Here is a 20570-nt window from a genome sequence, read left to right as displayed (position 1 = left end):
TTATAAATGATGGACCACCTCTTCAATTGAAGTAAAGGTTTTTACAAAACTTGGAAGTTTGGTGCGTTCCAAATGTTGGATTTGACGACCAAGTATCCATAGTTGTGGGTTTGAAGTATCCCTTAGATATAATTCAAATTCCTCAAGATAGGTGGCTATCTCGGTTTTGTCCGGCTTTACCGTGAAGTAAGATAGGAAATAAATATTGTCAAAATACTTTAGGAGATCGGTTAAATTTTCAATGGGTATCGTCTGGCCCAAATAAACCACTTTATAACCTTTTAGAAGAATCTCATAGTTTAGGTACAATATACCAATGTCATGTATCTCGTTTTCGGGTAAAAAGGACACAAAAACCTTATCCGTTTTAGTTGGCTTTTGATGTTGTATCCTCTCCGTATTCACCAAAATTTTTTGTTTGATGAGACTGGTTATGAAATGCTCATGAGCAGGGCTAATGGTATCCGTTTGCCAGAGAAGCCCGATTTCGTTCAACAGGGGAATAAATGCATCCTTAAAGACTTCCCTAAAAGACTTTGTACTTAGAAGTTTGTCATATGTTTCAAAAAAAATGGTTTGGTCAAAATTCATCATTGCCAACTTAAAGGCATTCAGATTTTGTGATTTACTGGTTTTTTTTGAAACTACCTCCTTAACGGTATTTGGTATTTCCGATTCGGGAATCTTTGCAATCTTGGAAATTTTATAACCATTATCGTATAAAAGAGTGATGTTCAGAAGCTTTTGTAAGCTGGACAAGCTATAGGTACGTATATTCGTATCTGTCCTTTCGGGGGTTAGCAGGTTATACCTTTTCTCCCAGATTCTAATGGTATGCGCCTTGATGCCTGATAAGTTCTCAAGGTCCCTAATGCTGAATATTTTCTTTACGTTGTTCATAGTTTGAAGAAAAACGTTAAACAAACTTAATGAATTGCATCTAAAGTTGGTTGGAAAAGATGTTAAAACCTCGCTAAATAAAAAAAAGCCAGGTAGAAAGTACCTGGCTTTTGTGCCCACGACTAGATTCGAACTAGCACGTCCTTACGAACACTACCCCCTCAAGGTAGCGTGTCTACCAATTTCACCACGTGGGCGATTCAGAATTGGGCATAAAGATAAAAAGGTATTGTGTATTTCAAAGCAAATCTAAGATGAGTTTTAGACTATGGCTACTAAATAAGTATCGTATTTCAGTTCGCTTCAAATAATTCATGAATTGTGATTGGACAAAAGTGCCAATTTGGACAAGCTCAAGGAATTATTTTTAAATTGTTGTTATAAACCAATTTTATGTCCAATGATTTCTAAAAATAGTAGTATTCATGCTTTAATCTCCCTTTGCCTTTGTTTTTTGAGCTTCACCTACGGTCAATGGAAACCCGCCGGTGATAAAATAAAAACCAAATGGACCGAACAAATAGACACCAAAAATATCTTGAATGAATACCCTAGGCCGTTGATGGTTCGTGATCAATGGAAAAACCTGAATGGTCTTTGGGAATATGCAATTACAAGAAAAGGGGAGTCGTGCCCAACTAATTTTGAAGGTGCGATTTTGGTTCCATTTGCTGTGGAGTCGAGCCTGTCCGGAGTTATGAAGGAAGTGGGCAGTGAAAGGGAATTATGGTACCAAACCACCTTTGAGGTTCCTTTGGACTGGAAGGAAAACAATATGCTGCTTCATTTTGGGGCGGTAGACTGGAAAGCGGATGTCTGGATAAATGATATACTTGTGGGTTCCCATACTGGTGGATATACCCCTTTTGAATTTGACATTACACCTTTTTTGGGGGAAGGCGATCAAAAATTAACCGTTAAGGTTTGGGATCCCACGAACGATGGCCCGCAGCCCAGAGGAAAACAGGTAAAGAATCCGGAGGGAATTTGGTACACCCCGGTAACTGGAATTTGGCAGACCGTCTGGTTGGAACCTGTTCCAAAAAAGAGGATTCGCAACATAAAGACAGTCCCAAATTTGGATAGGGGTACCGTTTCTGTATATACTGAAATCGAAGGTGCCGTCTATGGCGATATTGTGGAAGTATCCGTTCTGGATGCTGGAAGTTTGGTTTCAAAGGCGAAGGCCAGGGTTGGTATGGAAATTGAGCTGCCGGTAAAAAACCTAAAACTTTGGTCTCCAGAGACGCCATTTTTATATGACTTGGAAGTAAAACTTATGACCGACTCCAAGGAAACGGATAAGGTAGAAAGTTATTTCGGGATGCGAAAGATCAGTGTGAAGAAGGATGCGTTTGGCATTGTAAGGATGCAACTGAACAATAAGAATTATTTTCAGTATGGTCCCTTGGATCAAGGATGGTGGCCAGACGGACTCTACACGGCCCCTACGGATGAAGCACTTGAATATGATATTATCAAAACCAAGGAACTTGGCTTTAATATGATCCGTAAACATGTCAAGGTGGAACCGGCCCGGTGGTATGCCCACTGTGATAGGCTTGGTATATTGGTGTGGCAGGATATGCCCAATGGAGACAAAGGGCCTCAATGGCAGAACCATGACTATTTCAATGGAACCGAATTTAAAAGAAGTTCGGAATCGGAAAAAATATACAGAACCGAATGGAAGGAAATAATGGACTACTTATATTCCGTTCCAAGCATCGTGGTCTGGGTCCCATTTAACGAGGCCTGGGGGCAATTTAAAACCGAGGAAATTGCGGAATGGACGAAAAGCTATGACCCTAGTAGGTTGGTCAATGCTGCCAGTGGCGGTAATTTTTACAGGACCGGCGATATTGTCGACCTTCATAATTATCCAGGGCCTGCCATGTATCTGTACGATGCACAACGGGTAAATGTACTAGGGGAATACGGAGGTATTGGATTGGCGGTTGAAAAACATCTTTGGAAGCCCGATAATAACTGGGGATACGTAAAGTTTAAAAACTCCAAGGAAACCACGAATCAGTATATTGAATATGCCGAAGAATTGAAGAAATTGGTAAAGGCAGGTTTCTCCGGGGCGATTTATACCCAGACAACGGATGTTGAAGGGGAAGTGAACGGTTTTATGACCTATGACCGTAAGGTGGATAAAATGGATTTTCCGGCAGTTCGTAAGGTGAATTTGGAAGTGATAAATAGTGTTGGTGAGAAGTAGCTTTCAACACTATTGTGAAAACACTGTTGCTTTTTTGCAATGGTAGGTTATATAAGTCTGTACTCCTTTAAAAAAAACCTCGACTTTGCAGTCAAGGTTTTTTGGTAATCTGGCTGGGATTGGCTGCGCTCTTCCCTCAACGCTACGCGGTGAAAATAGTTCAAACAAAAAAAAACGCTCAAGCAAGCTTGGCGTTTTTTCTTTTTCGACTATTTATTCGTGACCTGGCTGGGATTCGAACCCAGGACCCTTTCATTAAAAGTGAAATGCTCTACCAACTGAGCTACCAGGTCAAAATGTAACTGCAAAGATTTCCCTTTTGCGGGTGCAAATATAAGGCCTATTATTTATTTACCAAGTCCAAATGTGCATAAATTTATTTTTTTTTGAAATCGGCTTAATTTGACGGATTTTTACAAAAAATAGCACTAGTGAAAATCATATTGATCGGTTACATGGGGAGTGGAAAGACCACCATTGGCAAAGCCTTATCCAAACAGTTGAATGTTAAATTTTTAGACCTGGACGATTATATTGAAGCCGCGGAAAAGTCGTCGATCAATGAGATTTTTAAAAACAAGGGGGAAGTCTATTTCAGAAAAAAGGAAACTGAATATCTGAAGGAGGTTTTGAATCGCAAAGAGAATGTTGTACTATCCGTTGGAGGGGGAACACCGTGTTTTGGTGACAATATAGGGTTGATAAACGAGGTAACACCAAACTCGATTTACATTAAAACCGATTTAAATGTTTTATGTGACCGACTTATGAAGGAAAGGGATGAGAGACCCCTAATAGCCGATATTGCTCCTGAAGAATTTCAGGAATTCATTGCAAAACACCTGTTCGAGCGTAGTTTTTTTTATAATCAAGCGCATCATAAAATCGGCAACCAATATAAATCGGTTGAAGACGTGGTACTCCAAATACGGAAGTTACTAGTCTAAATAAACCCTATTTTTTTTAGGTTCGAAGAGCACGTTTACGTGCTCCTGTAGCGATGTGGAAAGGGATATACCTTTGTAATCTGCCTTGACCGGATATTTTTTATGGTTTCTATTGACCAAAACAGCAGTCTTCAATTGTTTGAGCGGCGTTTTTAGAAAATGGTGTACTCCGTAGATCAAGGTAGTCCCCGAATTTAAAACATCGTCCACCAGTACAACCGATTTGTTTGCATATGCTTCCTCGGCTAAAGAGGTGGATACACCGCTTGTTAAAGGGTCTTTTTTATCCATAAGAACTGTGCAGAGGATAATTTCCGCTTCCGTTATTTTCTTTAACACGGACATGATTTTCTTGGCGAAAAGGAGTCCGCCACCCTGTATTCCTGCCACAACAATTTCCTTTTCGGAAACGTTGGCCTCATAAATTTGATAGGCGATTCGTTCTATTTTATGCTGGATCTGTTGATGGGTCAATATTTGTTGCTGCATGGCCATTCAATTCTAAGAGATAAATATAGGGGTTAATTTGGTTGTTTGTTATTGGTTGTTCGTTGTTGGTTGTTCGTTTTTGATTGTCGGCAATTAGCAATTAGCAGAAAAACACTTTTCATTTTTCACACTTAACTTTTCATTTTTCGCCAAGCGCTATTCGCAAAACGCTACACGCAATTCATATTGGAATTTGAATTTTGAGCTAAAAGCTATAATCCAGAAGTTGACAGCTATTCACTTTTCATTTTTCATTTTCCGCTAAGAGCTATTCGCAAAACGCTAGACGCAAATCATATTGGAATTTGAATTTTGAGCTAAAAGCTATAATCCAGAAGCTGACAGCTATTCACTTTTCACTCTTAATTCTTCACTCTTCACTCTGAACTTTGCATTCCGCACTATTTGTTCAAGGTCACTTTTCGCTTTTCATTTTAAATTATTCACTCATCAATTTCTTCATTGGTGTCCAAATAATCATCGATTTCCCTACGGTCTTTTTTAGTGGGCCTCCCCGTTCCCTTTTTTCGATAATAGTCCTTGGAATACTGTAAAAGATTTTGATGTTCAAAGGCTTCTTTAGGGGTGGTGTCCTTTCGGTAGATATCCACCAATTTAGCGCCCACCCTGCTTTCCGGGATATCCAAAACCGTAAGTTGGTAATCGATTTGATTTTTGCGAACGACAATTTTATCCATTGGAAAAACTTCCCTTCCCGGTTTCACCGTTTGGTCATTGATTTTAACATGACCTTTTTTACAGGCATTGGTAGCAATGTTCCTGGTTTTAAAATAACGTGTGCTCCAAAGGTACTTGTCAATACGCATGGCAAACTAAATTCTTTGTTAAGGTTTTCTACAAAAATAGGGGAAAATTGTATCTTGCACGCTTAAATTATTGCTGATGAGATTGAAAAACATAGGGGTATTTGTGCTTGTTTTTTTAATTATTTGGTCTTGTAAAAAAGACGATGATTCACCGGGGACGATAGTACCTCCACGATCAATAATAGAGGTTGCCGCCGAGGACGATGCGGAGATACGGGAATTCTTGAGCACCCACTTTTTTAATTACGAGGAATTTCAAAATGTTGAAGAAGGATTCGACTTCAAAATACGTTTTGATACAATCGCAGGTGATAATGAGGGTAAAACCTCTATTTTAGATAGTGGCTCCCTTCCTGGTATAGAGTTTGGCATGGAAAAGATTACTGTGGCATCTGCAGGTTTTGGAGTAAGTGATGAAGAAGTTGCTGAACATACTTTTTATTATCTTATTGCAAGACAAGGAACTTCAGAAAATACCCCTACTATTGGTGATAACGTAGTATTGAGGTACGAAGGATCTCTCTTGGATGGTACCTTGTTTGATGCTTCCAGTAATCAGCCAATTACATTCAATCTATCTGGGGTGGTACAAGGATTTGGAAACGGTGTAGAATATTTTAAATCTGGAACAGATTTGATTGTGAATGGAGATGGCACGGTATCATATTCTGATTATGGTATCGGAGCTATTTTTATCCCATCGGGGTTGGCCTATTTTAATCGTGGTTCTGGTTCATCAATACCAGCTTACGCACCATTGATTTTCAAAGTGGACATTTTTACATTCGAAGAAGATACCGATTTTGACGGGGACGGTATCCCCTCTATTTTGGAGGATATAGATGGAGATGGAAATTTAAATAATGATAATACAGATGGGGATACTGAGTTTAATGTATTTCTGGCCAATTACAACGATACGGACGATGATGCGGATGGTATTCCCACACGGGAAGAAATTGTGTTGGACGAAGAAGGGAATTTTGTCGAGTTTAAGGACACGGATGGGGATGGTACTCCAGACCACTTGGATAGGGATTCCTAATTCAGGAACATTTATAGAAAAAAAGGCTCTCAAATATTGGGAGCCTTTTCTGTTTTAAGGAATCAAACCTTATGTTATAATTTCAGGGACAAACTCAAAATAAGTTGGTCTGGTCTGGTATCGATTCGGTCATTTATGGAAATACCACCATTCGTGTTAATGAAATTTACTTCGTTTTCGCTAAACCCTCTTTCGTATCGTAAATCAATACCCAGTTTGCCCAAGTTGACCCCGGCACCTATATTTAGACCTACGGAAAAATCGCTTTCAACATCTCCCAAGGTGACGCCTTCAAAGTCGGTGTCCAAAATATATTGGAATGCAGGTCCGGCAAAGACATGTAAGGGACCTATAACCTTTAGTCCCAATAATACGGGTGCATCCAATTTTTTCATTTTAAAGTCTCCATCATCATAACCGGAAGTTATACTTGTATAGACCAGTTCTGGTCGTACATATATTTTATCACCTAATTTTCCAAAAATTCCGAAATGGTACCCCAAGTTTTTATCCGGATTCTCAAAAGCGTCACGGGTGGAATCAAAATAGTTTCCGTTTCCTGCATAGTTTAAACCTCCCTTGATTCCGAATCCAGAACCGCTTTGTGCCATTGCGGTCAGACCGGTCAAAAGCATAACAGTAAGAAAAAGTGTTTTTTTCATAATAGTCTTATTTTATTGAAACATTAGTATCAAGAACAATACCAATTGTTTCCTTTCTCGTTATACCATCAGAACGGAGGGTAAAGTTCTTTTATTGTTCGGCGAAGTTAGGAGAGGTTTGGTTTTTCCGTGGTCGCATCGAGAAGTAAGATTAACTTGATAACTAAAACCTTCTTTGGTTTTTCTTAAGTTTTGGAGCCAAGGAGTTCATTATCTTTGCATCTTTATTTGAGCATATTGAAATTTACACTACACAAAACGGATGTCCAAAGTAAGGCACGGGCAGGTACCTTGGTTACCGATCATGGTACAATCGAAACCCCCATCTTCATGCCTGTGGGTACGGTAGCGTCCGTTAAGGGAGTACATCAGAAGGAGTTGAGGGAGGAGATAAATCCGGATATAATTCTTGGGAATACCTATCACTTGTTCCTAAGGCCGAAGACCGATATTCTCCAGAAAGCGGGCGGACTTCACAAATTTATGGGATGGGACCGAAATATATTGACCGATAGCGGGGGCTATCAGGTGTATTCATTATCGGGAAACCGAAAAATAAAGGAAGAAGGGGTAAAGTTCAAATCCCACATAGATGGTTCAATGCACATGTTCACTCCGGAAAACGTAATGGAAATCCAACGGGTAATTGGGGCCGATATCATAATGGCTTTTGACGAGTGCACACCCTATCCCTGTGATTACAATTATGCAAAACGGTCCATGCACATGACCCACAGGTGGTTGGACCGATGTATCGCCCATTTGGAAAAGACCCCCTTTGTCTACGATTATTCCCAGAGCTTTTTCCCCATCGTACAGGGTTCTACCTATAAGGACTTGCGTAGACAATCCGCGGAATATATAGCCAACGCAGGTGCGGAGGGAAATGCCATCGGCGGACTTTCCGTTGGTGAGCCTGCCGAGGAAATGTATGGCATGACCGAAGTGGTCTGCGAAATCCTTCCAGAGGACAAACCCAGATATCTCATGGGAGTGGGAACGCCCATCAATATTTTGGAAAATATTGCTTTGGGCATTGATATGTTCGATTGTGTAATGCCCACAAGAAATGCCAGAAATGGCATGCTTTTTACGGCCCACGGTACCATCAACATAAAGAACAAAAAGTGGGAAGACGATTTTTCCCCCATAGACGAAATGGGAACTACTTTTGTGGATAGGGAATATTCCAAGGCCTATTTGCGGCATTTGTTCGTGGCCAACGAATATTTGGGAAAACAGATCGCCACGATCCACAATTTAGGATTTTACCTCTGGTTGGTACGCGAGGCTAGAAAGCATATTTTGGAGGGCGATTTTTATAGCTGGAAAAATAATATGGTGAAACAAATGGACAAGAGACTATAGTGCTTTCGATCATAGATAAATACATATTAAAACGATACTTGGCAACCTTCGCCATGATGCTGCTTCTATTCATACCCATTGGCATCATGGTTAATTTGGCGGAACAGATCGGGAAGATGATAGACAATGAGGCGCCGTTGAATGAAATACTGATGTATTATCTAAATTTCACCATTTACATAGGCAGTCTACTTTTTCCTATTTTCCTATTTTTATCTGTCATTTTTTTTACCTCCAAACTGGCCAATAATACGGAAATCGTTGCCATTCTTAGCTCCGGGGTATCCTATGGCAGGTTCTTACGACCTTATTTGATTGGGGCCACTATCATAGCCATAATCATGTTCTTTATGACCATGTTCATCGTTCCGCAGGCCAGTATCGGGTTCAATGAATTCAAGTTCAAATACTTGAAACGCGGCAAGCAGGATAGGATTACCAACAATATATTTAACCAACTCAACGAAACGGACTTCATTTACGTAAGTAGTTTTGATCCGGCCAGGCAGCTGGGGCATAATTTTACCTATGAAAGGTTCAACGAGGACAATAAGCTGGATTTCAAGATATCGGCAGTGAATATACGTTGGGTGGAAAAGGATAGCAATTACAGATTGACTTCCTATGTGAAACGGAAAATGGTGGGGGATTCCGCCATCTTGGAGAGCAAACGTCGCCTGGATACCATATTTTCGTTTAAAATCGATGATTTAACTCCTGTTTCTTACGTAGCCGAAACGAAAAACCTGTTTGAACTGGATCAATTTATTGCCGACCAGAAAAGAAAGGGAGCTTCCAATATCAACACCTATATTTTGGTCAAATACAAACGATGGGCCTTGCCGTTGACGGCGTTTATTCTCACCATCATTGCGGTGGCCGTTTCTTCTGTAAAAAGAAGGGGAGGCATGGGGGTAAACTTGGCCTTTGGAATATTGGTCGCCTTTGTATTTATCTTCTTTGACAAGGTGTTTGGAACCCTTGCGGAGCAGTCCGGCTTCTCGCCCTTATTGGCGGTTATTATTCCCAACGTACTCTTTGGGCTTTTGGCCCTTTATCTGCTGCAAAATGCCAAGAGATAGGATACGCAACCTGCTCCATTTGCACTTTATTGTTTTTATATGGGGGTTTACCGCAATTTTGGGGAAATTGATTTCCATTGATTCCCTACCCTTGGTTTGGTACCGAATGCTTTTGGCATCCGTTTTTATACTGATGTATATAAGGATGCTTCGCCTTGATTTGAAAGTGGACAGAAAATCCTTAGGCTGGCTGATTTTTGGTGGTATCGTGGTGGCCGCCCATTGGTTCACCTTTTTTTATGCCATAAAAATTTCAACGGTATCCGTGGCATTGGCCATGATGTCCACGGGGGCCTTTTTTACCGCATTGATGGAACCTTTCATTTTTAATCGAAAAGTGATAGGATATGAAGTGTTTTTTGGGATTTTGGTCATTATCGGGCTTATATTGATTTTTAGGGTGGAGTCCTCCTATACCTACGGGATGTTGGTCGCATTAAGTTCCGCCTTTTTGGCGGCCGTATTTTCTTTGGTCAACGGAACGTTGGTAAAAAAGCATAGGCCCTCGGTCATTTCCTTCTATGAACTGGGTATAGGGGTGTTGTTCCTTTCCATTATTTTGGGTGTTAAAGGAAGTTATTCGTCGGATTTCTTTTATTTAAGTCCAATGGATTGGGTGTATCTTTTCGTTTTGGCATTGATATGTACGGCCTACGCTTTTATTGCCTCCATTAAGATTATGCGGGTTTTGACACCGTACACCGTAATGTTGACTACCAACTTGGAACCTGTTTATGGAATCTTATTGGCATGGTTCATTTTTGGTTCGGAAGAAAAAATGAATCCCTTTTTTTACCTAGGGGCGTTGCTTATTTTAAGCACGGTCATCCTAAACGGGATTTTAAAAAATAAGGCAAGCATTAAGAAACTCGCCTCGGAAAAATCGAGGAAGAGCGTACTTAAAACAAAAGTTGGAAGAAGGGGTACGTCGGCAGGCCAATAAATCGCAACCATTGCGTAAGTGACAGTGGCCAGATTACCTTTTAAAGTTTTATCTTTGCCTACGCAACTAACGAAATCTTATTGAAAACTATGGAGTATTTGGATTTTGAACTTCCAATCAAGGAGCTGGAAGAGCAATTGGACAAGTGTATGATCATTGGTGAGGAAAGCGATGTGGATGTATCCGAAACCTGTAAACAGATTGAGAAGAAATTAGACGAAACCAGAAAGGAAATCTACAAAAACCTCACTCCCTGGCAACGCGTTCAATTATCGAGACATCCGAATAGGCCTTACACTTTAGACTATATACGGGCCATTTGCGGCGACACCTTCCTTGAACTGCACGGAGATCGTAATGTAAAAGACGATAAGGCCATGATAGGCGGATTAGGTAAAATTGGTGATCAGAGCTACATGTTCATCGGGCAACAAAAAGGCTATAATACCAAGACAAGACAATACAGAAACTTTGGTATGGCCAATCCAGAAGGGTACAGAAAAGCCTTGCGCTTGATGAAGTCTGCAGAAAAATTCGGCATTCCAGTAGTTACCTTGATAGATACTCCAGGAGCGTATCCCGGTATTGAGGCCGAGGAGCGGGGACAAGGAGAGGCCATAGCTAGAAATATTTTGGAAATGACCCGGTTGCAGGTTCCTATCATCGTTGCAATTATAGGAGAAGGAGCTTCGGGCGGAGCCTTGGGAATCGGAGTAGGAGACAAGGTTTTGATGTTGGAGAACACCTGGTACTCTGTAATATCCCCAGAATCGTGTTCCTCCATTCTTTGGAGAAGTTGGGAATACAAGGAAAGGGCGGCGGAGGCCTTGAAGTTGACCGCTAGCGATATGAAGAAATTGAAATTGATAGATGAAATTGTAAAGGAACCCGCTGGAGGCGCGCATACCAACAGGGAAAAGACTTTTGAAATCCTAAAAAATAAAATTGCCTCCCATTATGAGGAACTACAAAAGTTATCACCAAAGGAATTGGTGAAACAGCGGATGGAAAAATATGCGAACATGGGTGTTTTTAATGGATAACCGACCATTTTAACAGCGTGGCATTAAACCGAAGAATTTCATCTTCGGTTTTTTTATGTTATCAACATAAAATTGTATTTTATTAACAGGCAAATGTTAGTTAACTGTGAACATTGGTTTTGCCTCAATTAAAGTTAACTAAAGGTTAATTGTATATTTTCGCACTATGGAGAACACACAACCTTTTGTTGGTCGTAAGATTGACAAATCTACGATTATTAGCCTCGAAAGAGGAAAAATACCACCACAAGCAGTTGATTTAGAGGAAGTTGTGCTTGGTGCGATGATGATTGACAAAAAAGGGGTCGATGAAGTTATTGACATCCTTCACCCAGACGTTTTCTATAAGGATGCTCACAGATTTATTTATGAGGCCATCTTCGTTTTGTTCGAGGAATCGCAACCAGTGGATTTATTAACCGTTTCGGCACAATTGAAGAAGGCCGGTAAATTGGAGGCCGTTGGAGGCGATTTTTACCTGATCAAATTGACCCAAAAAGTAGCATCATCGGCGCATATTGAATTCCATGCCCGTATCATTCTTCAAAAATATATTCAGCGTAGCCTCATTAAAATTTCCAACGAAATTATTGAGGATGCCTACGATGAAAGTACGGACGTTTTTGACCTTCTTGATAATGCCGAAGCGAAATTGTACGACGTTACCCAAGGGAATTTAAAGCGATCGGCGGAAACCGCCCAGAATTTGGTAATCCAGGCCAAGAAGAAAATCGAGGAAATTGCCAATAGGGAAGGTTTGAGCGGAATTCCTTCAGGTTTTGATAAGTTGGACAAATTGACTTCCGGTTGGCAGCCCAGTGATTTGATCATAGTAGCGGCACGACCTGGTATGGGTAAAACGGCATTGACTTTGTCCATGGCCCGGAATATGGCGGTCAATTCCAATACGCCAGTAGCTTTTTTCTCCTTGGAAATGTCATCGGTACAGTTGATTACGAGGTTGATTTCCTCTGAGACGGGGTTGTCCTCTGAAAAGTTAAGGACCGGAAAATTGGAAAAGCATGAATGGGAGCAATTGAACGTAAAGGTAAAAACATTGGAAAAAGCGCCATTGTTCATTGATGACACCCCTTCATTGTCCATTTTTGACCTGCGCGCAAAAGCAAGGCGTTTGGCTTCTCAGCATGGCATTAAGATGATCATGATAGATTATTTGCAATTGATGACCGCTGGAGGTAGTCAAAAAGGGGGTAACAGGGAGCAGGAAATTTCAACGATTTCGAGGAACCTAAAGGCCTTGGCAAAGGAACTGAATGTTCCCGTGATTGCACTTTCACAGCTTTCCAGGGCCGTTGAGACCAGGGGAGGTAGTAAGCGACCTATTCTTTCAGATTTGAGGGAATCAGGTGCTATTGAGCAAGATGCGGATATCGTTTCCTTTATATACCGACCTGAATATTATAAAATAGAGGAGTGGGACGATGAGGAACGCACCCCAACCCAAGGCCAAGCAGAATTCATTGTGGCCAAGCACAGGAACGGAGGGCTGGACAACATCAGGCTTAAATTTATTGGTAGCCAAGGTAAGTTCGATAATTTGGACGATTTCGATTCGCCCTTCGAGTTCCAGTCCAAAATGAACGATAATGAGGAGAACCCTTTCACTACAAAGAACCTTCCAAGTGCGGACGATGCCTTTGGTAGTTCCATGAATCAAGGAACGGGTATAGATGATGATGACGATGTGCCATTTTAAAGTTCAGGGTACTAAAAGGTATCTGTCCAAACACTTTATTTTTAAAATCTTTAACGCTCCTGAAAACTTAGGAGCGTTTTTTTTCGTTTATTTTTGAGAGAAGGCCAATTGAATTATGAGGTATGCATAGAATTTTTCTTTTACTGGTTTTATTTTTAATCACTCATCTTGGGTATGCCTCTTCCATTTTGATACCCATGGATGCGGACACCCAAAAGAACCATTTAAAAGCCTATGGAATAACGTATTGGGTACTTTCCAAGCAGCAAAAAGTGCAATGGTTGCTCAATTATAGGGGCGGCTCCTTTTTGTTGCCCGATGGTGAGCTTATACGCAAGGAGTGCCAGATTAGGGGCGTTTCTTTTGAAATACTTTCGGATGATCAGGCAAATTCCATTCTGGATGAAATAAGCAGTCCTTCCAAAAATCAGGATGCCGTAATATTGGAAAAAGCTCCCAAAATTGCGGTGTATTCTCCCAAAGAGAACCAGCCTTGGGACGATGCGGTTACCATGGCCCTTACCTATGCGGAAATACCCTACGTAACCGTATATGATGAAGAGGTTTTGGACGATAAGCTCGCCTTATACGATTGGCTGCATTTGCATCATGAGGATTTCACAGGGCAATATGGTAAATTCTATGGTGCCTACAGGGCTACCCCGTGGTATATTGAAGGTAAGAAGGAGGCGGAGAAGTTGGCCCGTAAATTGGGATTTGATAAGGTTTCCGATGAAAAGTTGGCAGTTGCCCTTAAAATTAGGAATTACGTAATTGGTGGAGGTTTTATGTTCGCCATGTGCTCCGCAACTGATAGTTTTGACATCGCCCTTGCAGCCGATGGTGTGGATATTTGTGAGCCTATGTTCGATGGCGATCCATCGGATCCTAATTATCAGGCGAGTTTGGATTTTGATAAGACTTTCGCCTTTACGGACTTTACCTTGGAAAGAAGTCCGGTTAAATATGAGTTTTCGTCCATTGATATGACCTCAAAAAGGGGGAATGTTCCCAAGGAGCAGGACTACTTTTCCTTGATGGATTTTTCCGCCAAATGGGATGCCGTACCTACTATGCTATGTCAGAACCATACTTCCTTGGTAAAGGGTTTCATGGGCCAGACCACCGCCTTTAATCGGTCTGAAATCAAACCAACGGTCCTGGTACTTGGGGAGAACAAGTTGAACGGGGAGGCCCGCTACATCCATGGTATTAAAGGAAAAGGTTTTTTTACGTTTTACGGGGGTCATGACCCGGAGGATTACCAGCATAGGGTAGGGGACCCAAAAACGGAACTGGAGCTACATCCAACCTCACCGGGTTATCGATTGATTTTGAACAATGTCCTCTTCCCCGCTGCACGAAAGAAAAAGCAGAAAACTTGATAAGTTCAAATACAAGCTCAAATACAAATACAAGTTTAAGTGCAAAATGAAACACAGTAAGAACCAGTAATTCATGCTGAGCAGGCGAAATATATAGTACTGGGCTGCTCGTCGGTTTCGAACAACGATTAGCGAGCAACGAAAAGTGATTATCAAGCAAGCACTAAACCACTATTTCGCTAACACACTAATTCACCCTTTCACTTTTCCGTGCAGCCCCTAATGCATTTCCCTGCACCTTTCTGTGAGTAACTGTTCCAAAACAATTTCCACCCCCATTTCATCATTACTGCGAGTGCTATATTTAGCGGCCTTTTTTACATTGGGATGGGCATTTTCCATAGCAAAACTAAATTCAGAAAGCGCCAACATTTCCAAATCATTGTTGTAGTCGCCAAACACCATAATTTCGTCCGGTTTTATGCTGTAACGTTCCATCACATTTTCAAGGGCGAAACCCTTGTGGGCTTTAGGACTCGATATATCCACCCAATTTTCCCCGGATATTTTCACTTTCAGTATATCCTCAAAATGCTTTACATGTGGATAAATATGTTGTTCTGAACTCTCAAAATGATAGATAGCGATTTTTATGATTTCCGAGTCAACAATTGTCAGCTCTTCCAAGATATCGAACTCGGTATAATATTCCTTTAGTTTTTTTACAAAGGCATCGGATTCCCCGGAAATGTAGGCCATATGCTTTCCACAAAGTACGGGATGCGTATTGGGAACTTCTTTAAGCGTTTTAAGGACTTCCAAGATATAATCGCTATTCAAAGGAGTAGAAATTATTTCTCTTTCCTTTTGTTTGGCAAAACCGCCATTCTCGGCAATGACAATGATATCGTCCTTAATGGGATAAAGCTTCTCCACGATGCTGTTGTATTGTCGGCCACTGGCGGCAACAAAAAGAATCCCTTTGGATCTTAATCCTTCAAATAGTTTGAAAAATCGATTGCTTACCTGGTGATTGGAGTTCAATAGGGTTCCGTCCATATCGGTAACCACCATCCGTATCTTAGATAAATCCATAATATTGAGTAAGGAACAAAGATATTTCAATGATATCTATTTAATGGACAAAGGGTAAAGTTTTACCTTTATTTAATAAGAATTTAGCATGCAGTGGTTTCAGAAGGAGTTCAAATTACCCTCCTATCCTAGAGGTTTTCATTTAATTACGGATTTGGTATTGGATAATTGTCCCGAAATACAAAATATTGAGAAAGGATTGTGCCATATTTTTATAAAACATACCTCCGCAAGCTTGACGATTAACGAGAACGCCGACCCTACTGTAAGGACCGATTTTGAAAGTCATTTGAATAAAATAGTGCCCGAAAATGCACCATATTACATACATACCTATGAAGGTCCCGATGATATGCCGGCCCATATTAAAGCTTCCTTGATGGGGGCATCTGTACAAGTTCCCATTTCAAACGGGCGTTTAAATCTGGGAATTTGGCAGGGGATATACCTTTGTGAGCATAGGAACCGTGCTTCCGTTAGAAAGTTGGTTGTCACCATTTTTGGGATATAAATACAAATTCTTAAAAAATAAAATAGTATGACCACCGAAGAATCAATTTTAAATAAAATCCAGATTTTAATAACCAACCATTTCGAGACACCTCAGAAGGCTTTTGAATTTTTTGATACTGATAGTGATGGAAAACTTACCAAAGGAGAGATTGTCCAATTATTAAAGGATGCAGAGATAAGTGGTTTTTTAAGGGGTATCGTATCAACCAAACTAATAGAAGGATACGATAAAAATGGGGATGATCTTATAGATTGGGAAGAATTTAAGGCTGCCATTGCCAAGATTAAAGCTTGATATCTAAAATGAAAAAATCCGACCCTTTTGGAGGTCGGATTTTCTTAAGTGAGATTTGTTTTGACTTATTTTACCTGCTCTACAATTGCTTTAAAGGCATCCGGGTGATTCATTGCCAAATCGGCTAGAACTTTTCTGTTGAGCTCTATGCCATTGGCTTTGATTTTTCCCATGAATTGAGAATAGGACATTCCATGCTGTCTGGCACCGGCATTGATACGGGTAATCCACAAAGAACGGAATGTTCTTTTTTTGTTTTTACGGTCTCTGTAAGCATATAACATTGCTTTTTCAACCGCATTTTTGGCTACTGTCCAAACATTTTTACGTCTTCCAAAGTAACCTTTGGCTTGCTTCATAACCTTTTTTCTTCTGGCTCTGGAAGCGACTGCATTTACTGATCTTGGCATTTCTTCTTGTTTTTTTGTAGTAGGCGATTAAATAGTTATCCGTAGTATGTCAAGGTTTTTCTAGAGGCTCTTAACTTTTAACTTTAACTTTTAACTCTTTTTGATTGGCCTAACTCCATGGTTAATAATTCTACCTTTGAACTTTTACTTTAGTCGTAATTGTTCTTTAATACTGTTGACATCATTTGGGTGTACCAATGTGTCATGTGTCAACGCGAGCTTACGTTTTTTAGATTTCTTCGTAAGAATATGGCTCTTAAACGCATGCTTTCTTTTAATTTTACCGGTACCCGTAAGCTTGAAACGCTTTTTGGCACTGGATTTTGTTTTTTGTTTAGGCATTTTCTCCTATTTATTTAATTAATCTCACTTACAACGCTCCATTTGTAAAACCCTGAGCGGAGCAGAAGGGTCACTTTTATGTCAAACGCTACCAGTTTTATAACTAATAGCGTTTCTTATTATAATGCATCGTTTTTTCTAAAAGAACGATACTCCTTATTTCTTTGTTTTTGGAGCGATGAACATTGTCATTCGCTTACCTTCCAATTTTGGCATCTGTTCCACTTTTCCAAACTCTTCCAACTCGGAAGCTAATTTTAATAGTAGAATTTCACCTTGGTCCTTATAAACTATGGAACGGCCTTTAAAAAAAACATAGGCTTTCAATTTTGCTCCATCTTTCAGGAATTTTTCCGCATGTTTCTTTTTAAACTCGTAGTCATGGTCATCCGTATTTGGACCAAACCTTATTTCCTTTACAACAACTTTTGAGGCTTTGGCCTTCATGGCCTTCTCTCTTTTTTTCTGTTCGTAAAGGAATTTCTTATAATCGATTATCTTACAAACAGGTGGATCCGCCTTGGGTGAAATTTCAACTAAATCCAATTCGAGTTCTTTAGAAATGTCCAAAGCTTTTCTTATCGGATATACACCAACTTCTACATTATCACCAACTAATCTTACTTCTGGAGCAAGAATTTTTTCATTAATATTATGAGGGTTTTTATTTTCCCTTCTTGGTTGAGGCCTGAATCTTTTACGTATTGCTATGACTTATTCTTTTTTAATTAAACATTACTCTTTAAACGACTTTAAGGTACTATTTATTTCTGTAGATACCAAGTCACAAAAATTTTCGATAGATATAGCTCCTAAATCCTCGCCTCCGTGCCTTCTAACGGAAACCGTAGTGGAGCTTTCATCGTTTTCGCCAACGATAAGCATAAATGGAATCTTTTTCATTTCTGCCTCACGTATCTTTTTGCCAACAGTTTCGTTTCTGTTGTCAATAAGGGCGCGAATTTCGTTATTTTCTAGCGATTTTAAAACTTTTTCAGCATATTTTTCGTGTTTCTCGCTTACAGGCAATACAATAGCTTGATCGGGGATTAACCACAACGGAAAATTACCTCCTGTATGTTCCAGCAATAAGGCGATGAATCGCTCCATACTACCAAATGGAGCACGGTGAATCATTACCGGTCTATGCATTTCGTTGTCACTTCCCTTATAGGTTAGCTCAAATCGTTCCGGTAAATTATAATCTACCTGTATCGTGCCCAATTGCCAATGCCTGCCAAGGGCGTCCTTCACCATAAAATCTAATTTTGGACCATAAAAGGCAGCTTCTCCACTTTCAATAACATAGTCGAGTCCCTTTTCCTTGGCGGCGTTTATAATGGCTTGTTCGGCTTTTTCCCAATTCTCTACGGAGCCTATATATTTTTCGGGATTTTCCAAATCCCTAACGGATACTTGAGCAGTGAAATCCTCAAAACCTAAGGAACCTAACACATATAGTGATAAATCGATTACCTCCTTGAACTCTTGGTCTAACTGGTCTGGGGTGCAAAAAATATGGGCATCATCTTGGGTAAAACCTCGAACTCTTGTAAGTCCGTGCAATTCACCACTTTGCTCATATCTATATACGGTTCCAAATTCCGCATATCTTTTGGGTAATTCTTTGTAGCTAAAAGGACGTGTATTATAAATTTCGCAATGGTGGGGACAGTTCATGGGTTTCAATAGAAACTCTTCGTCCTCCTTGGGAGTGCGTATGGGTTGAAAACTATCTTCGCCATATTTAGCATAATGCCCAGAAGTAACATAAAGTTCCTTTTGACCAATATGCGGGGTGACGACCATTTCATAACCCGCTTTCTTTTGGGCCTTTTTTAGGAATTGTTCGAGTCTCTCCCGAAGTGCTGCACCTTTAGGTAACCATAAAGGAAGTCCTTGGCCAACTTTCTGGGAAAAAGTAAAAAGCTCCAACTCTTTCCCCAATTTTCTATGGTCTCTCTTTTTGGCTTCTTCCAATAGTTCCAGATATTCAGTAAGGTCTTTCTGTTTTGGAAAGGAAATACCATAGACCCTAGTCAACTGGGGCTTGTTTTCGTCACCTCTCCAATAAGCACCCGCTACACTTAATATTTTTATAGCTTTGACTATACCGGTATTGGGGATATGCCCACCACGGCATAAGTCGGTGAAGGTATCATGGTCGCAAAAGGTAATGGAGCCATCTTCCAAGTTTTCAATCAATTCCACCTTATATTCGTTCCCTTGTTCTTTATAGAATTTTAAAGCATCGGATTTTGACACGTCTCTCATTTCAAAATCGTGCTTTCCTCTAGCTATTTCAAGGGCCTTTTGTTCTATTGTTGGAAAGTCTTTTTCGGATATATTGCCTTCGGGCAAATCAACATCGTAATAAAACCCATTTTCTATTGCTGGTCCAATCGTTAGTTTGACTCCAGGATATAATTCCTCCAGAGCTTGGGCCACGATATGCGAAGTAGAGTGCCAGAAAGCCTTTTTACCTTCTTTATCGTTCCAAGTATATAAAGTGAGAGATCCGTTTTTGGTTAAGGGAGTAGAACATTCAACGGTGATATCATTGAATTTTGCGGAAATTACGTTCCTTGCGAGTCCTTCACTGATGCTTTTTGCCACTTCCATTGGGGTGGCACCCTTTTCAAATTCCTTAATGGAGCCATCTGGCAAGGTAATCTCTATCATAATCTGGTTTTATACGGGCAGCAAAGATAATATGTTGTGGTTATGCCCACAATAGTACTTTATATAATGTTTCAATGCTACTTATCTTCTTTGCAATTTCACTAAAAGTAAGTTAAGAGCAGAGGTTGCACTTCCTTATAGTATATGCCGGCTGTAAACATTCTTGTTTTTTATTGCTTCGAATTGATTTTTTAATTAATTTGAATTTCCTTTTTTTTAAACTGCACAATTATCTCATTTTAAGATGGTTGATGGTTTAAGGTTGAAAAAGTTTAAAAAAGCTGCATATTTTTCTTTGTTATTTAAAAAACAGGCTTACATTTGCAGCCCGTTAATCGAGCAGGATTTTTCAAGCAAGATTAATGAGATTAAAGTGCAAAACGTTCATTGTTTTTTTGTTTTTTCTGATGGTTTGAAAAAAATATTTTTTTCTTTTTAAAAAAGTTGTCAGGTAAAAAAACAGTTGTATATTTGCACCCGCTTAGTGAGACACTGGGCGATGACGGGGTCGGGGGGCCGGCCTAGTTACAGAATTGTTCATTGAAATATTGTGGAGAGAATCGCGTCCTTTTAAGGGGGTGCGATGGTAGAGAATATAAAGAATTAGATCGAGAGAATCGGGGCCGGGGAGTCATATTTCGGAGGTCGTTGGGACGAG

Annotated in this window: 20 protein-coding genes and 2 tRNA genes; 11 read left to right on the top strand and 11 right to left on the bottom strand. The window is 40.1% G+C overall.

All coding sequences use genetic code 11. The features are described from left to right. Positions 1 to 900, bottom strand: coding sequence for a MerR family transcriptional regulator (locus tag F0361_RS00110; RefSeq protein ID WP_154916635.1), 900 nt, complete (start codon positions 898 to 900; stop codon positions 1 to 3). Between the two features lie 113 nt (positions 901 to 1013). Continuing rightward, positions 1014 to 1097 (bottom strand) — tRNA-Leu (locus F0361_RS00105). 203 nt (positions 1098 to 1300) lie between these two features. Between F0361_RS00105 and F0361_RS00100 the strand changes: the two genes are divergently transcribed. Further along, on the top strand, positions 1301 to 3127 hold the full coding sequence (locus tag F0361_RS00100) for a glycoside hydrolase family 2 protein (protein ID WP_154916634.1): 1827 nt from the start codon (positions 1301 to 1303) through the stop codon (positions 3125 to 3127). A 220-nt stretch (positions 3128 to 3347) separates the two neighbouring features. On the opposite strand, the gene F0361_RS00095 is transcribed toward F0361_RS00100, so the two are convergent. Further along, positions 3348 to 3420, bottom strand: a tRNA-Lys gene (locus F0361_RS00095). 138 nt (positions 3421 to 3558) lie between these two features. On the opposite strand from F0361_RS00095, the gene F0361_RS00090 reads away from it, so the two are divergent. Then, entirely contained in the window at positions 3559 to 4074 is a 516-nt protein-coding gene (locus tag F0361_RS00090; RefSeq protein WP_154916631.1) for a shikimate kinase, read from the top strand. On the opposite strand, the gene F0361_RS00085 is transcribed toward F0361_RS00090, so the two are convergent. Beyond that, positions 4066 to 4563, bottom strand: a complete 498-nt coding sequence (locus tag F0361_RS00085) for a phosphoribosyltransferase domain-containing protein (RefSeq protein WP_154916629.1) — start codon at positions 4561 to 4563, stop codon at positions 4066 to 4068. The two genes, F0361_RS00090 and F0361_RS00085, sit on opposite strands and share 9 nt — an antisense overlap. A gap of 443 nt (positions 4564 to 5006) precedes the next feature. Further along, positions 5007 to 5390, bottom strand: coding sequence for an RNA-binding S4 domain-containing protein (locus tag F0361_RS00080; RefSeq protein ID WP_138257692.1), 384 nt, complete (start codon positions 5388 to 5390; stop codon positions 5007 to 5009). Positions 5391 to 5466: 76 nt separating this feature from the next. On the opposite strand from F0361_RS00080, the gene F0361_RS00075 reads away from it, so the two are divergent. Next, positions 5467 to 6435 carry an FKBP-type peptidyl-prolyl cis-trans isomerase gene (locus tag F0361_RS00075; RefSeq protein WP_154916627.1) on the top strand — a complete coding sequence of 323 codons (969 nt, stop codon included), beginning with the start codon at positions 5467 to 5469 and terminating at the stop codon, positions 6433 to 6435. 74 nt (positions 6436 to 6509) lie between these two features. Here F0361_RS00075 and F0361_RS00070 read toward each other — a convergent pair whose 3' ends face one another. Further along, complete coding sequence (locus F0361_RS00070) at positions 6510 to 7097, bottom strand: outer membrane beta-barrel protein (protein ID WP_154916625.1); 588 nt, start codon at positions 7095 to 7097, stop codon at positions 6510 to 6512. 237 nt (positions 7098 to 7334) lie between these two features. Here F0361_RS00070 and tgt point away from each other — a divergent pair, with 237 nt between their 5' ends. The 6 genes from tgt (at position 7335) to F0361_RS00040 (ending at position 14635) form a co-directional block, all read left to right on the top strand. Continuing rightward, positions 7335 to 8465, top strand: a complete 1131-nt coding sequence (gene tgt, locus F0361_RS00065; RefSeq protein ID WP_154916623.1) for a tRNA guanosine(34) transglycosylase Tgt — start codon at positions 7335 to 7337, stop codon at positions 8463 to 8465. Further along, on the top strand, positions 8465 to 9547 hold the full coding sequence (locus F0361_RS00060) for an LptF/LptG family permease (RefSeq protein ID WP_154916622.1): 1083 nt from the start codon (positions 8465 to 8467) through the stop codon (positions 9545 to 9547). Before tgt ends, F0361_RS00060 begins: the two co-directional genes overlap by 1 nt. Further along, complete coding sequence (locus F0361_RS00055) at positions 9534 to 10490, top strand: DMT family transporter (RefSeq protein ID WP_154916620.1); 957 nt, start codon at positions 9534 to 9536, stop codon at positions 10488 to 10490. Before F0361_RS00060 ends, F0361_RS00055 begins: the two co-directional genes overlap by 14 nt. A gap of 89 nt (positions 10491 to 10579) precedes the next feature. Further along, positions 10580 to 11533 carry an acetyl-CoA carboxylase carboxyltransferase subunit alpha gene (locus F0361_RS00050; RefSeq protein ID WP_138257698.1) on the top strand — a complete coding sequence of 318 codons (954 nt, stop codon included), beginning with the start codon at positions 10580 to 10582 and terminating at the stop codon, positions 11531 to 11533. A 166-nt stretch (positions 11534 to 11699) separates the two neighbouring features. Next, complete coding sequence (dnaB, locus tag F0361_RS00045; protein ID WP_138257699.1) at positions 11700 to 13250, top strand: replicative DNA helicase; 1551 nt, start codon at positions 11700 to 11702, stop codon at positions 13248 to 13250. Positions 13251 to 13372: 122 nt separating this feature from the next. Further along, positions 13373 to 14635: an asparagine synthetase B gene (locus F0361_RS00040; RefSeq protein ID WP_154916618.1), complete on the top strand. Its 1263-nt coding sequence runs from the start codon at positions 13373 to 13375 to the stop codon at positions 14633 to 14635. Positions 14636 to 14854: 219 nt separating this feature from the next. On the opposite strand, the gene F0361_RS00035 is transcribed toward F0361_RS00040, so the two are convergent. Beyond that, positions 14855 to 15670, bottom strand: coding sequence for an HAD family hydrolase (locus tag F0361_RS00035; protein WP_154916616.1), 816 nt, complete (start codon positions 15668 to 15670; stop codon positions 14855 to 14857). An 88-nt stretch (positions 15671 to 15758) separates the two neighbouring features. Between F0361_RS00035 and F0361_RS00030 the strand changes: the two genes are divergently transcribed. Further along, positions 15759 to 16181, top strand: coding sequence for a secondary thiamine-phosphate synthase enzyme YjbQ (locus F0361_RS00030; protein WP_154916614.1), 423 nt, complete (start codon positions 15759 to 15761; stop codon positions 16179 to 16181). 27 nt (positions 16182 to 16208) lie between these two features. Then, a complete protein-coding gene (locus F0361_RS00025; RefSeq protein ID WP_154916613.1) occupies positions 16209 to 16478 on the top strand; it encodes an EF-hand domain-containing protein in 270 nt (89 codons plus the stop codon). A 65-nt stretch (positions 16479 to 16543) separates the two neighbouring features. Here F0361_RS00025 and rplT read toward each other — a convergent pair whose 3' ends face one another. From rplT to thrS, 4 genes are all read right to left on the bottom strand, one after another. Further along, entirely contained in the window at positions 16544 to 16888 is a 345-nt protein-coding gene (gene rplT, locus F0361_RS00020; RefSeq protein ID WP_138257704.1) for a 50S ribosomal protein L20, read from the bottom strand. Positions 16889 to 17032: 144 nt separating this feature from the next. After that, positions 17033 to 17230: a 50S ribosomal protein L35 gene (gene rpmI, locus F0361_RS00015; RefSeq protein WP_099543236.1), complete on the bottom strand. Its 198-nt coding sequence runs from the start codon at positions 17228 to 17230 to the stop codon at positions 17033 to 17035. Positions 17231 to 17386: 156 nt separating this feature from the next. Further along, positions 17387 to 17941, bottom strand: coding sequence for a translation initiation factor IF-3 (gene infC, locus F0361_RS00010; protein ID WP_394347770.1), 555 nt, complete (start codon positions 17939 to 17941; stop codon positions 17387 to 17389). Between the two features lie 24 nt (positions 17942 to 17965). Then, on the bottom strand, positions 17966 to 19912 hold the full coding sequence (gene thrS / locus F0361_RS00005; RefSeq protein WP_154916612.1) for a threonine--tRNA ligase: 1947 nt from the start codon (positions 19910 to 19912) through the stop codon (positions 17966 to 17968). Positions 19913 to 20570 lie beyond the last annotated feature (658 nt).

The sequence above is a fragment of the Maribacter flavus genome, assembly GCF_008386635.1.
Taxonomy (GTDB): Bacteria; Bacteroidota; Bacteroidia; order Flavobacteriales; family Flavobacteriaceae; genus Maribacter; species Maribacter flavus.
This window is presented reverse-complemented; position numbering and strand designations above follow the sequence as displayed.